Source organism: Streptomyces roseus (assembly GCF_001044425.1).
Lineage (GTDB): Bacteria > Actinomycetota > Actinomycetes > Streptomycetales > Streptomycetaceae > Streptomyces > Streptomyces roseus.
On the sequence record NZ_LFML01000008.1, the window covers coordinates 1 to 13646 of the forward strand.

Genomic DNA, 13646 nt, shown 5'->3' on the forward strand with positions numbered 1-13646 from the left:
GACAAGCGCGGCTACGTCTACCTCGGAACCGTTACCGCAGCCGCGCTCGTCATCTGGCTCCGCTCGTGATCGCCAGGACACCGCCTAGTCGGGCGCGGTCCTGACCTCGCGCGAGCGCAGCCCGGGCCTGGTCCGCTCCCCGGCCCCGGTCCGCTCCCGGCTCCCGCCACCCGGACGGCCCTGTCCGACAGGCGGGCCCGCGCAACCCCCCGTTCGGCCGAGTCCCGTTCGACATGTCCAGGTTTGTCAACTTTCGTGGTGATGACAAACCTGGGCTTCGAGCGCTGGAGGGGCCGTGCGGCCGGAAGGCTTCGACTACGAGACCCACAGCCGGCTCGCCGGCCCGTTCGCGGAGCCGGACCGCACCGCCGCCGCCCCCTACCGGGTGGGCTACCGCTCCCTGTTGGCGCGCGAGCAGCTCGGCACCCGAATACGCGCCGTCCTCCTGATGGCCCTGGCCCCCCTCGCCGCGGCCGGACTGCTGCTCTACCTCCTGTGGCCCACGCACCGGACCGTCCGCGAGGGCGGCGAGCGCTGGCTGGTCCACCTCGACGCCGTGATGCTCGGATCCATCGCGCTGATCATGCTCTTCATGCTGGTCAACGTCCTGTCGGTGGCCCACGCCACGATGGTCGCGCGCGATCCCGTACCGGTGCCGCCCGAACCCGGCACCAAGGTCGCCTTCCTGACCACCTGCGTCCCCGGCAAAGAGCCGCTCGCCATGGTGCGGGCCACCCTGCTGGGAGCCGTCGCCCTGCGCCACGACGGCCCGCTCGACGTATGGCTGCTCGACGAGGGGGACGACCCCGAGGTCCGGGCCCTGTGCGCGGAACTCGGCGTACGGCACTTCACCCGCAAGGGCGTCGCCGGCTGGAACACCCGCGAGGGCCCCCACCGGGAGCGGACCAAGCACGGCAACTACAACGCCTGGCTGGCCGCGCACGGCGACGACTACGAGTTCCTCGCCTCCGTCGACACCGACCACGTCCCGCTGCCGAACTTCCTGGAGCGGATGCTCGGCTACTTCCGCGACCCGGACATCGCCTTCGTCGTCGGCCCGCAGGTGTACGGCAACTACACCGGCGCCGTCACCAAGGCCGCCGAATCCCAGCAGTACCTCTTCCACGCGCTCATCCAGCGCGCCGGCAACCGCTACGGCGCCCCCATGTTCGTCGGCACCAACAACGCCGTGCGGATCAGCGCCCTGCGGCAGATCGGCGGGCTCTGCGACTCCCTCACCGAGGACATGGCCACCGGCTTCGAGCTGCACCGCCGGCGCAATCCGGCCACCGGCCGCTTCTGGAGGTCCGTCTACACCCCCGACGTGCTCGCCGTCGGCGAGGGACCGGCCTCGTGGACCGACTTCTTCACGCAGCAGCTGCGCTGGTCGCGGGGGACCTACGAGACCCTCCTGCGGCAGTACTGGAAAGGCCTCTTCCGGATGCCCCCGGGGCGGGCCCTCAACTACACGCTGATGCTCGTCTACTACCCGATGACGGCCGTCAACTGGTTCCTCGGCGTCCTCAGCTGCGTCCTGTTCCTGTGGTTCGGCGCCTCCGGCACCCAGGTCTCCTCCGAGGTCTGGCTCATGCTCTACACCGACGCCGCCGCCCTCCAGGTGGGGCTGTACCTGTGGAACCGCCGGCACAACGTCTCGCCCCACGAGCCCGACGGCTCCGGCGGCCTGGCCGGCATGGCGATGTCCGCCATCTGCGCCCCCGTCTACCTCGCCTCGCTGACCTCGGCCCTGCTGCGCACCCGGGGCGCCTTCGTCGTCACCCCCAAGGGCGGCGGCGCCAGCCCCGACCGGCCCGCGACCTTCCGGATCCACCTCGGCTGGGCCGCCGTCCTGGTCCTCTCCCTCGCGGCCTCGGTCCGCCTCGGCCACACGCACGCCGCCATGCGCACCTGGGCGGTGCTCGCCCTGCTCATCGCCCTCGCGCCGGTGATGGTGTGGACGGGGACCCTGCTGCGCGGGCGCCGCGCCCGGACCGCCGCCCGTGCCCGGACCGCAGCCTCCGCCCGGACCGCCGCCCACGCCCGGGCCGCCGGATCCCCGGTCCTCGGGCTCGGCCACGGGCCGGGCGAGGAGTCGGAGCCGGCGTTCGCCACGCCGACGGGAGGGAACTGACCCATGGCCCAGCGGCCTTCGAAGCAGTTCAAGAACACCGTGCTGGGCACCGGGGCCGTGGTGCTGCTGGCCGCGCTCAACGCCCCCGCCGCGCTCTCCTTCGCGCAGGAGCGCTACCACGCGTACAAGATCGGGCAGTCCAGCTACAAGATCCAGTACGGCTCGTGGGCGCAGGTCCGCCTCCCCGAGGAGTACCGGATCAACGCGATGCACGCGGCCCTGCTGCACACCGGCAAGGTGCTGCTGATCGCGGGCTCCGGCAACAACCAGAAGAAGTTCGACAAGGGCACCTTCGACACCGTCCTGTGGGACCCGCGGGACGACAGTTTCAAGAAGATCCCGACCCCCGAGGACTTCTTCTGCTCCGGTCACAGCCAACTGCCGGACGGGCGCCTGCTGGTGGCCGGCGGCACCGCCCGGTACGAGGTCCTCGACGGCAAGGTGACCCGCGCGGGCGGCGGCATGCGGGTCAAGAACGAGAGCCCCGACAAGGTGGCCCGGCTCAAGAAGGGCACCCGGTTCCGGTCCCCGTCCGGAGTGGAGTACGTGTCGAAGTTCGACGTCACCGTGCCGAAGGCCAAGCGCGAGTTCGAGATCACGTACGGGAGGAAGGGACACCTGAAGCCCTGGCAGAGCAAGGTGGTCGCCTCCGAGGCGCGGGTCTTCGTCGAGGCGGTCAAGACGGGCGCCGCGGGACTGACCACCGAGGCCGCGCAATACCGCGTCCTCGGCCTCGAGGGGAAGGACGCCGACAACGTCTACGGGCTCGCGGAGCGCCTCAGCGTCGAGAAGCAGGACTTCCAGGGCATCAGATCGGCGTACGAGTTCGACCCGCGGGCCGAGAAGTACGTACCCGTCGACCCGATGAAGGACGCCCGCTGGTACCCGACGCTGGTGGCCCTCCAGGACGGGCGGGTCCTCGCGGTCTCCGGGCTCAACGACGTGGGCGACGTGGTCCCCGGCGACAACGAGTACTACGACCCGAGGACGAAGAAGTGGACCCGCGGCCCCTTCCGCTACTTCCCGACCTACCCCGCGCTCTTCCTCGTGCGGGGCGGCAAGCTGCTCTACACCGGGTCCAACGCGGGCTACGGCCCGGCGGACAAGGGGCGCGAGCCCGGCGTGTGGGACCCGGCGGCCAACACGTTCACGAAGGTGGCGGGGCTGGCGGACCCCGACCGGCTGGAGACCTCCTCCTCGGTCCTGCTGCCGCCCGCCCAGGACCAGCGGGTGATGGTGCTGGGCGGCGGCGGGGTCGGCGAGTCGAAGCTGTCGTCGAGCCGGACGGCGATCGTGGACCTCAAGGAGGACAACCCCGTCTTCCGTTCCTCCGCGCGGCTGCCGCAGGGCACCCGGTACCTGAGCAGCGTGCTGCTGCCGGACGACTCCGTGTTCACCACCGGCGGCTCCCGCGACTACCGGGGCCGCGGCGCCAGCGACGTGCACAAGGCGCAGTTCTACCACCCGCGCACCGACTCCTTCGTGGCCGCCGCCGATCCGGCGGTGGGCCGCAACTACCACTCCGAGGCACTGCTGCTGCCCGACGGGCGGATCGCGACCTTCGGCTCCGACCCGCTGTTCGCGGACAAGGACAACACCCGGCTCGGCACGTTCGAGCACCGGCTGGAGGTGTACTCGCCGCCCTACCTGTACCGCGACCCGGCGCTGCGGCCGGCCTTGGGCGCCGGGCCCGCCGAGGTGGGACCGGACGGCCGGGCCACCTTCGCGACGGCGCACCCGGAGCGGATCCGGCGGGCCCGCCTGATGCGGCCGAGCGCGGTCACGCACACCACGGACGTGGAGCAGCGCTCGATCGAGCTCGGGCTGACGCGCGGGAGCGGATCGGTGACGGTCGACGTGCCGAAGGACCCGTCGCTGGTGCCGCCGGGCTGGTACATGCTGTTCGCGACGGATGCGGAGGGCACGCCCTCGCAGGCCCGGTGGATCCGGGTGCCCGGGCCGGAGCGGCGGCCAGGTCAGGAGCAGGAGCAGGAGCAGGATCAGGGGCGGCCGCCGGGTCAGGAGCCGGGGCCGGACTCGTAGCGGGGGCGCGGACGGGGCGGCTACCGCGCGGCGCGGCTCGCCAGCCCCAGTGCGTACTGCGGCCACCAGCGGCCCGCCGCCGGGCCGCCGCGGCAGGGCCCGTCGGACTCCCCGGGCCGTTTGATCCACAGGTACGCGTCGACGAGCGGGTCGCCCGTCCGGTCGGTGGGCGCGATGCCGAGGGCGCGGCCCGGCGGATTGCACCAGGACTCGTGGCCGCCGCCCGGGAGCGGCCCCAGCCCGTTGCGGCTGGTGTCGAGGACGAAGTGCTTGCCGTGGGCGGCCGCGGAGATCCGGGCGCCGTACTCCCGGCCGGCCGCGTCGGGCTGGAAGTTGGAGACGTTGAGGGAGAAGCCGTCGGCCTGCCCGAGCCCGGCCTTGAAGAGGGGCTCGACCAGCTTCATCGGGTCCGGGATCCAGGCCGGATGGCCGGCGTCCAGGTAGACCTTGGTGTTCCGGTTCCTCTTCAGCCGGGTGACGGCCTCCGAGAGCAGCCGGAAGCGCTCCTCGTGGTGGGCGGCCCGGGTGCAGCCGTCCACGATGTGCGGAACGGCGTCCGGTTCCAGGACCACCACCGCCCTGGCATCGCCCACGGCGTCGGCGAAGGCGCCGATCCAGTTGCGGTACGCGGTGGCGTCCGCGGCCCCGCCCGCCGAGTGCAGGCCGCAGTCGCGGTGGGGGATGTTGTACGCGGCGAGGAGGAGGACCCGGCCCGCCGCCCTGGCGCCCTTCGCGGCCCGGCGGATCGCGGGACCCGGGTCGTCGCCCGGCCCCCACAGGGCCATGGGCCGTTCCGAGATCCGGCGCAGCGCCTGCGCCTCGGCGTGGCGGCCCTGCGCCTCCCAGGCGGCGACCTGCCGGGCCGCGTCGCTGCCCGGGTCCACCCAGTACGGGGATCCGGCGGGTGCGGCCTCCGCCGGCGCGGCCTCGGCGGGCGCGCGTGCGGGGGCGGGCTCCTCGCTCCCGCAGCCGGGGGCCGCGGCGATCAGCAGCGCGACGCCGAGCGCGGCGGCGAGGGATCTGGGGCGGGGGCGGCCTGGCATCCGGGTTCCTCGAAGGGTCGGCACGCGGGATCACGACCGGCACATCGTGACATGACGGTCAATCACCCCGGTTCTGCGACACCGGACCTGCCTGCGTCCGGGGCGGACCCGCCCGTCGCCAGGGCGATGGCGAGCGGGGTGCGCTCGTACAGGATCCGGTGCCCGTGCCGGGCGGAGATCAGCAGGCCCGCGCCGTGCAGGGCCTTCAGGTGCGCCGAGACCGTGGCCGGTGCCAGGCCCAGCCGGTGGGCCAGCGCCGTGGTGGAAGCCGGCTCGTCGAGCGCGCACAGCACATCGGCCCGGCCCCGGCCCAGCAGCCGCGCCAGCGCCCGCGGGGTCGGACCCGCCGAAGCCGTCCACAGCGCGCCGACGCCGCGGGCCGGGTACACCAGCGTCGGCTGCCAGGGCGGGTCGTAGCCGCCGACCACCTCCGGCCACACGAACGCGCTCGGCATCAGGAGCAGGCCCTGCCCGTCGAGGGAGCGGTCGTGTCGGGTGGGGCGGTCGATGGTGAGCGTCCCGTCCGACCAGCGCAGATCCGGGTGCAGACCGTCGAAGAGCGCCTCCAGGCCGCCCGCGGCGAGCCGCCGCGAGTGGAACACGATGTCGGCCTCCAGGAGGGACCGCAGCCGGGGCCAGTGCGGGGCGATCAGCGCCGCCCAGGCCTGCTCGTAGAGGTCGGCCAGCTCCCCTACGGCGCGCACCGGATCGGCGAGCATCCGCCGCCCGAGGTCGCTCTCGGCGGCGCCGGGCGTGCAGACGAGGGCGCGCCGCAGATCCTCCCGCACGGCCTCCGGATCGGCGGCGGCCGCCGCCGAGCGGACCCGGGCCAGCTCCTCGTCGAAGGTGACGGCGGGACCGAGCGGGGGCGGGCTCAGGAAGTCGGGGTTGTGGCCGGTCTGCGGCATCAGGAGCCACAGGGGGCGCAGGTCGAGGCCGTCGGCGGCGGCGCCGATGCGGCGCAGCCAGGGCAGGTGGTACTGCTGGCGGGCCGGCCGCAGCAGGGTCCGTACCGCTTCCTGGGTCTCCCAGCGGGGCGAGAGGGAGAACCGGCAGCGGAGCAGGTCCCCGGCTCCGAACCGGAAGTGGAACGCCATGTCCCTCCGGGGGGTGTGGGGCGGGTGTCAGGCCTGAGGTGATCCGGCGCACCGGTAATCCGGCGCAGGGTGATTCGGCGCAGGACGAATCACTGCCGTCCTCCCACGGTAGCCCCGCACGCTCGCCCCATGTCCATCACCGTCAACGAGGCCCCGGCCCCCGGCGGATACCGGGGCGTGTTCCGGGTCCGGGAGTTCCGGACCGTGTTCGCCGCACACCTGCTGTCCGTCCTCGGCGTGGTCGTCGCCGAGATCGCCCTCACCGTCCTCGTCTTCCGCACCACCGGCTCCCCCCTGATGAGCGCGCTCACCTTCGCGCTCGGCTTCCTCCCGTACGCCCTCGGCGGCACCCTGCTCGCCGGGATCGCCGACCGCCGGCCCGCCCGCCGGGTCCTCGTCGGCTGCGATCTCCTGTGCGCCGCCTGCGCGGCGGCCATGGTGCTGCCCGTCACCCCCGTCGCCGGGCTGCTCGCCCTGCGGTGCGCCATGGCCTTCGTCGCCCCGCTGTTCCAGGGCACGCGCAACGCCTCCCTGGCCGACATCCTCGGCCCCGGCGACGTCTACGTCCTCGGCCGCTCCCTCATGCGCATGGTGGCCCAGAGCGCCCAGCTCATCGGCTTCGGCCTCGGCGGGCTGCTGCTCACCGTCCTCGCACCGCGCGCCGCCATCGCGCTGACCGCAGCCGGATTCCTCTGCTCGGCCCTGCTGCTGCGCTTCGGCACCCGCTCCCGCCCCGCCCGCGCCGCCGCCGGCCGCACCTCCCCGCTCGCCGGGGCCCGGGCCGTCCTCGGCGACCGCCGGCTGCGCGCCCTGACCCTGCTGCTCTGGCTGCCGCCCGTCTTCGTCATCGCCCCCGAGGCGCTGCTCGTCCCGTACGCGGACGGCATCGGCGCCGGCACCGCCGCCCTGGGAGTGATGATGTGCGCGCTGCCCATCGGCACCATCGCGGGTGAACTGTGGGCCGGCTCGGTGCTGGGCCCGCGGGCCCGCTCCCGGCTCGTGGTCCCGCTCGCGGCCGCCGGGCTGCTGCCGCTGCTCGCGTACGCCTTCCGGCCCGGGACGGCGGCGGTGCTCGCGGTCCTGCTGCTCGCCGGGCTGGCGCACGCGTACACCCTCGGCCTCGACCAGTGGTACGTCGAGGCCGTCCCCGACGCGCTGCGAGGCCGGGCGATGACCCTGCTGAGCACCGGGCTGATGACCCTCCAGGGCATCGGCATGGCCCTGGCCGGGCTGGCCGCCGAGTTCCTGCCGGTGCACGTGGTCGTCGCGGGCGCGGGCGTGCTCGGTACCGCGGTGGTCCTGCTGCTCCTCGCCGAACTGCGCTCCGCGGGACCGCGGGAGGACCGGCCGCGGATGCCGACCGAAGAATGAGACGGGGCCCGCCGCCAAATGACCGCCCGGTAGGGTCGGGTGCGTGTCCAAGCCGCTCAGCCTCCCCTTCGACCCCATCGCCCGCGCCGACGAGCTCTGGCAGCGCCGCTGGGGGCCGGTGCCCTCGATGGCCGCCATCACCTCGATCATGCGCGCGCACCAGATCCTGCTCGGCGAGGTCGACGCGGTGGTCAAGCCGTACGGTCTGACCTTCGCGCGGTACGAGGCGCTGGTGCTGCTCACCTTCTCCAAGGCCGGTGAGCTGCCGATGTCGAAGATCGGCGAGCGGCTGATGGTCCACCCGACCTCGGTGACGAACACGGTGGACCGGCTGGTGCGCTCCGGGCTCGTGGCCAAGCGGCCCAACCCGAACGACGGCCGCGGCACGCTCGCGTCCATCACGGACAAGGGCCGCGAGGTGGTCGAAGCGGCGACCAAGGACCTGATGGCCGTCGACTTCGGGCTGCGCGCCTACGACGCCGAGGAATGCCAGGAGATCTTCGCGCTCCTGCGCCCCCTGCGGATCGCCGCCGCGGACTTCGAGGAGTAGCGCGGGCGCCCGCCGGGCCCCCGTCAAGATCGAGCAAAACGGACGGTTAGGCTCATCGGCATGAAGAAGAGCGTGCTGACCCGCTACCGGGTCATGGCCTACCTGACCGCGGTCATGCTGTTGATCCTCTGCACCTGCATGGTTTTCAAGTACGGCTTCGACACCGGCGCCGACCTGACCCTCGCGGTCTCGCAGGTGCACGGCGTGCTGTTCATGATCTACCTGGTGTTCGCCTTCGACCTCGGGTCCAAGGCCCGCTGGCCGTTCCCGAAGCTGCTGTGGGTGCTGGTCTCCGGCACGATCCCGCTGGCCGCCTTCTTCGTGGAGCGCAAGGTCCGCGCCGAGATCGAGCCGCTGGTCGAGGGCGCCCTGGCGCCCGCCGACGCCTAGAGCGCGGCCCGCGTCCGGCTGCCCCGGGGATACTCCCCGGGGTTTCCCATCGACATTTACTAGGACGTCCTAGTAAATTCATGGGTATGGACGCTGACGCCATCGAGGAGGGCCGCCGCCGCTGGCAGGCCCGTTACGACAAGGCCCGCAAGCGCGAGGCCGATTTCACCACGCTCTCCGGGGATGACGTCGATCCCGTCTACGGGCCCCGCCCCGGCGACGCGTACGAGGGATTCGAGCGCATCGGCTGGCCGGGGGAGTACCCGTACACCCGCGGCCTGCACGCCACCGGGTACCGCGGCCGGACCTGGACCATCCGCCAGTTCGCCGGCTTCGGCAACGCGGAGCAGACCAACGAGCGCTACAAGATGATCCTGGCCGCCGGCGGCGGCGGACTCTCCGTGGCCTTCGACATGCCGACCCTCATGGGCCGCGACTCCGACGACCCGCGCTCGCTCGGCGAGGTCGGCCACTGCGGGGTCGCCATAGACTCCGCCGCCGACATGGAGGTCCTGTTCCAGGACATCCCGCTGGGCGACGTGACCACCTCGATGACGATCTCGGGCCCGGCCGTGCCCGCCTTCTGCATGTACCTGGTCGCCGCCGAACGCCAGGGCGTGGACCCGGCCGTGCTCAACGGCACCCTCCAGACGGACATCTTCAAGGAGTACATCGCCCAGAAGGAGTGGCTCTTCGAACCCGAGCCGCACCTGCGCCTCATCGGCGACCTCATGGAGTACTGCGCCAAGGGCATCCCCGCGTACAAGCCGCTGTCCGTCTCCGGCTACCACATCCGCGAGGCCGGGGCGACGGCCGCGCAGGAGCTCGCGTACACCCTCGCCGACGGTTTCGGCTACGTGGAGCTCGGCCTGTCCCGCGGTCTTGACGTGGACCACTTCGCCTCCGGCCTCTCCTTCTTCTTCGACGCGCACCTCGACTTCTTCGAGGAGATCGCCAAGTTCCGCGCCGCCCGCCGGATCTGGGCCCGCTGGATGAAGGAGGTGTACGGGGCGCAAAGCGAGAAGTCGATGTGGCTGCGCTTCCACACCCAGACGGCCGGCGTCTCGCTGACCGCCCAGCAGCCGTACAACAACGTCGTCCGCACGGCGGTCGAGGCCCTCGCGGCCGTCCTCGGCGGCACCAACTCGCTGCACACCAACGCCCTCGACGAGACCCTCGCGCTCCCCAGCGAGCAGGCCGCCGAGATCGCCCTGCGCACGCAGCAGGTGCTGATGGAGGAGACCGGCGTGGCCAACGTGGCCGACCCGCTGGGCGGTTCCTGGTACGTGGAGCAGCTCACCGACCGCATCGAGGCGGACGCCGAGAAGATCTTCGACCAGATCAAGGAGCGCGGACTGCGCGCCCACCCGGACGGGCAGCACCCGATCGGACCGATCACCTCGGGCATCCTGCGCGGCATCGAGGACGGCTGGTTCACCGGGGAGATCGCCGAGTCGGCCTTCCAGTACCAGCGCTCCCTGGAGAAGGGCGACAAGCGGGTCGTCGGCGTCAACGTGCACCACGGGTCGGTGACCGGGGACCTGGAGATCCTGCGCGTCAGCCACGAGGTGGAGCGCGTACAGGTGGAGCACCTGGCGGCCCGCAAGGCGCGGCGCGACGACGCGAAGGTCAAGTCCTCGCTGGACGCGATGCTGGCCGCGGCCCGCGACGGGTCGAACATGATCCCGGCGATGCTGGACGCGGTGCGCGCCGAGGCCACGCTCGGGGAGATCTGCAACGTGCTGCGGGACGAGTGGGGCACGTACACGGAACCGCCGGGCTTCTGAACCGCCGGCCCGGAGGCCGGTCGCGGCGCCCTGAGGGGCCCGCGACCGGCCTCCGGCGTGTCAGGCGGGGGCGGGGCCCTGGAGGCCGTGCATCAGGAGGGCCGTGAAGGTGGCCACCCAGAGCTCGTCCACCGGCTCGGAGCTGACCAGGGCCCGGTGCACGACCGTGCCCGCGATCACGTCGAAGATCAGGTCGGTGGTGCGGCAGGCGAGTTCCTCGTCCTCCTCGTACGGAAGTTCGCCGCGGGCCTGGGCCCGTTCGCGACCCAGTACGACGAGACGTTTCTGCCGGTCCACGATCGCCGACCGGATCCGGTCGCGCAGGGCCTCGTCGCGGGTGGACTCGGCGACGACCGCCATCAGGGCCGTACGGGCCTCCGGCCGCCGCAGCAGCGCCGCGAACTGCAGGACCACGTCCTCTATGTCGGCTTCGAGGGAGCCGCGGTCCGGCAGTTCGAGGGAGTCGAAGAGTTCCGCGACGGCGTCCACGACCAGCTCGTTCTTGCCCGCCCAGCGGCGGTAGAGGGTGGTCTTGGCGACCCCGGCCCGGGTGGAGACGTCCCCCATCGTCAGCTTCGACCAGCCCAGCTCGACCAGCGCGTCGCGCGTCGCGGCGAGGATCGCGGCGTCCGCGGCGGCGCTGCGGGGGCGGCCGGTGCGTCCGGTCGGGGGGCTGGCGTTGCGCATGGCCGAGACCATACCCGTCGGTAGCCAAGGCGGCGGGCCCCGAAATGCTGTGGTTCAGATCACGGGGCGCGCAGGGGCGCGGGGAGTTACGCTACGGCTCGTAGCGTAAGAGCGACGACCACGCGAAGAGCTACCGGCGCCAGGTGGGGACCCGGCGCCAACACCGCACCACCGAGGGTACTCAAGAAGGCATTTCGGCCGATCTTTTTCGTCGGCGCGCGCACACGGGGGAGGATGTACGCATGCAGCCCAGAAACATGTCCATGAGCGGCGTCGTCGACCTCGCCGCGGTGAAGGCGGCCGGCGAGGCCAAGGCGAAGGCCGAGCAGGCCCGCGCCGAAGCAGCCCGGCAGGCCGCCCAGGGCGGCGCGCCCGCGTCCGCCGGCGCCGTGCCGCCGTCCGCGCTCGTGATCGACGTCGACGAGGCCGGCTTCGAACGCGACGTCCTCCAGCTCTCCGCCGAGGTCCCGGTCATCCTGGACTTCTGGGCCGAGTGGTGCGAGCCCTGCAAGCAGCTCAGCCCGCTCTTGGAGCGCCTGACGGTCGAGGCGAACGGCCGCCTCCTGCTGGCCAAGGTCGACGTCGACTCCAACCAGATGCTCATGCAGCAGTTCGGCATCCAGGGCATTCCCGCCGTGTTCGCCGTGGTCGCCGGCCAGGTGCTCCCGCTGTTCCAGGGCGTGGCACCCGAGCAGGAGATCCGCGCGACCCTCGCCCAGCTGGTGCAGGTCGCCGAGGAGCGCTTCGGGATCATCGGCATCGAGGTGGACCCGAACGCCGGAGGCGTCCCCGCGGGCGCCCCGGCCGACGGTGCGCACGAGGCCCCGGCGGGCCCGTACGACGCGCTGCTCGAAGCGGCCGTCGACGCGCTGGACGCCGGGGACCTCGGCGGAGCGGTGCAGGCGTACAAGAACGTACTGGCCGACGACCCGGCCAACACCGAGGCCAAGCTGGGCCTGGCCCAGGCCGAGCTGCTCGCCCGGGTCAAGGACATGAACCCGCAGGCCGTGCGCACCGCGGCGGCCGAGGACCCGAAGGACACGGCGGCCCAGATCGCCGCGGCGGACCTGGACCTGGCCGGCGGTCACGTGGAGGACGCCTTCGGGCGCCTCGTGGACACGGTGCGGGTGACGGCGGGCGCGGACCGGGACGCGGCGCGGGTCCGGCTGCTGGAGCTTTTCGAGGTCATCGGGGCCGATGACCCGCGGGTGGCGGCGGCCCGTACGGCGCTCGCGCGGGTGCTCTTCTAGCCCCGGGCCCCCACCCGACGATTTGTTGACACGTAGATAAACAGCAGCCGCACTTTGCCAAAACTTGGTAATTGCGGCTGCTGTTACTCGCAGTAAGTGGAACCCCGTGAACTGTCCGGTGTGTTCGTAAATCCACCGCTGTGTCGTGGCCCATGGTGACACCCAGCGTCGTCACCCGATGGCGCCGGGTCGATCCCCGGTTATCTTCCCGTTACCCGCCAGTAACGAACCCCCTTGTGCCCCGGCCTGTAATGGACCACGATCGGCGACGCTCGGTCCTTCCCGCAGTCCCGCTCACCGGAGCCGCGTGGAGGGTCCCCACCGGGCCGGCCGGCGCCAGGGGTGCCGGCCGCGGGACAGGGGGGTCTTCGCCGCACCGGCGGAGCCTGTCCTCCTGGTTGCGCGAACGCGTGACCCAGTGGTTGTCGCTCGGGGGTGAACGCCGGTGTACCGGACGCGGCTCGGCCGCGGCTCGGCCGCCTGCGCTCCTTCCCGAGGACGTAGCACTTCTCCCATCCCAGGACGGGTACGGCCCGGACCGGAGATGTACGTCCGAGAAGGAGGAACGAATATGAGTTCTCAGGTTCGTGGCGGGACCAGATGGAAGCGCTTCGCGCTCGTCATGGTGCCGAGCATCGCGGCCACCGCCGCGGTCGGTGTGGGTCTGGCGCAGGGTGCCCTCGCGGCGTCCTTCAGCGTCTCCGGCCAGGACTTCAAGGTCTCGGCCGACAAGCTCGACGGTGACGACCTGCTCCAGTACGGCAGCGTCGCCAAGGGCAAGGGCCTGGACGGCAAGGACGCGGCGCACCCGGTCACCATCTCCGGGTTCCGCCACGCCGAGATCACCAACATGTGCCAGTCGCTGGTGACCCCGATTCCCGGCCTCGGCAACATCACGATGCAGCTGCGGACGGGCAACAAGGGCAAGCCGGCCGTCGCGGACAACATCTACCTGGATGTCGCCGAGCTCGACACCGACGCCACCTTCAGCGACCTGGACATCGGTGTCGCGGTCGGCGCGGCCAAGGACGACACGCACCCCACCGCGCCGCAGGCCGGCACGGTGGCGAACGGCTCGCTGTTCTCGCAGCGCGCCAAGAAGGCCGTTCTGACCAACGTGCGTCAGAAGGCTTGGGCGACGACGGCGGGCACCTTCACGCTGCCCGACCTCAAGCTGCGCCTGCTCAGCGGCGACCAGCCGTGCTACCAGGACGAGAAGTAGTCCGTCCCGGGGCGTGACCGGTGGAGGCGGGTGGCGGCCGTGGCCGCCGCCCGTCCCGCCGGGCTCCCCGAGTTC

At 72.4% G+C, this 13646-nt stretch carries 11 protein-coding genes; 8 read left to right on the forward strand and 3 right to left on the reverse strand.

Annotated elements, in window-relative coordinates:
• Window positions 1-295: 295 nt before the first annotated feature.
• Both ACS04_RS01855 and glxA read left to right on the forward strand, forming a co-directional pair.
• On the forward strand, window positions 296-2131 hold the full coding sequence (locus tag ACS04_RS01855; protein WP_078864349.1) for a glycosyltransferase family 2 protein: 1836 nt from the start codon (window positions 296-298) through the stop codon (window positions 2129-2131).
• A gap of 3 nt (window positions 2132-2134) precedes the next feature.
• Window positions 2135-4174: a radical copper oxidase GlxA gene (gene glxA, locus ACS04_RS01860; protein ID WP_078864350.1), complete on the forward strand. Its 2040-nt coding sequence runs from the start codon at window positions 2135-2137 to the stop codon at window positions 4172-4174.
• Window positions 4175-4194: 20 nt separating this feature from the next.
• Here glxA and ACS04_RS01865 read toward each other — a convergent pair whose 3' ends face one another.
• Window positions 4195-5217, reverse strand: coding sequence for a glycoside hydrolase family 6 protein (locus ACS04_RS01865; RefSeq protein ID WP_048474687.1), 1023 nt, complete (start codon window positions 5215-5217; stop codon window positions 4195-4197).
• A 62-nt stretch (window positions 5218-5279) separates the two neighbouring features.
• On the reverse strand, window positions 5280-6314 hold the full coding sequence (locus tag ACS04_RS01870) for an ArsR/SmtB family transcription factor (RefSeq protein WP_048474688.1): 1035 nt from the start codon (window positions 6312-6314) through the stop codon (window positions 5280-5282).
• Window positions 6315-6443: 129 nt separating this feature from the next.
• Here ACS04_RS01870 and ACS04_RS01875 point away from each other — a divergent pair, with 129 nt between their 5' ends.
• The 4 genes from ACS04_RS01875 (at window position 6444) to icmA (ending at window position 10412) form a co-directional block, all read left to right on the forward strand.
• On the forward strand, window positions 6444-7685 hold the full coding sequence (locus tag ACS04_RS01875) for an MFS transporter (protein ID WP_048474689.1): 1242 nt from the start codon (window positions 6444-6446) through the stop codon (window positions 7683-7685).
• A 43-nt stretch (window positions 7686-7728) separates the two neighbouring features.
• The gene (locus ACS04_RS01880; RefSeq protein ID WP_048474690.1) at window positions 7729-8235 is read left to right on the forward strand and encodes a MarR family winged helix-turn-helix transcriptional regulator; all 507 of its coding nucleotides are present in this window, start codon (window positions 7729-7731) and stop codon (window positions 8233-8235) included.
• 60 nt (window positions 8236-8295) lie between these two features.
• Window positions 8296-8625: a DUF3817 domain-containing protein gene (locus ACS04_RS01885; RefSeq protein WP_048474691.1), complete on the forward strand. Its 330-nt coding sequence runs from the start codon at window positions 8296-8298 to the stop codon at window positions 8623-8625.
• Window positions 8626-8711: 86 nt separating this feature from the next.
• Window positions 8712-10412: a coenzyme B12-dependent isobutyryl-CoA mutase large subunit gene (icmA, locus tag ACS04_RS01890; protein ID WP_030153820.1), complete on the forward strand. Its 1701-nt coding sequence runs from the start codon at window positions 8712-8714 to the stop codon at window positions 10410-10412.
• Between the two features lie 60 nt (window positions 10413-10472).
• Here the strand turns inward: icmA and ACS04_RS01895 are convergent, their stop codons facing one another.
• Complete coding sequence (locus ACS04_RS01895) at window positions 10473-11099, reverse strand: TetR/AcrR family transcriptional regulator (RefSeq protein ID WP_048474756.1); 627 nt, start codon at window positions 11097-11099, stop codon at window positions 10473-10475.
• A gap of 242 nt (window positions 11100-11341) precedes the next feature.
• Between ACS04_RS01895 and ACS04_RS01900 the strand changes: the two genes are divergently transcribed.
• Both ACS04_RS01900 and ACS04_RS01905 read left to right on the forward strand, forming a co-directional pair.
• Window positions 11342-12349: a tetratricopeptide repeat protein gene (locus tag ACS04_RS01900; RefSeq protein WP_078864351.1), complete on the forward strand. Its 1008-nt coding sequence runs from the start codon at window positions 11342-11344 to the stop codon at window positions 12347-12349.
• 571 nt (window positions 12350-12920) lie between these two features.
• Complete coding sequence (locus tag ACS04_RS01905) at window positions 12921-13571, forward strand: DUF6230 family protein (protein ID WP_048474692.1); 651 nt, start codon at window positions 12921-12923, stop codon at window positions 13569-13571.
• Window positions 13572-13646: the final 75 nt, after the last annotated feature.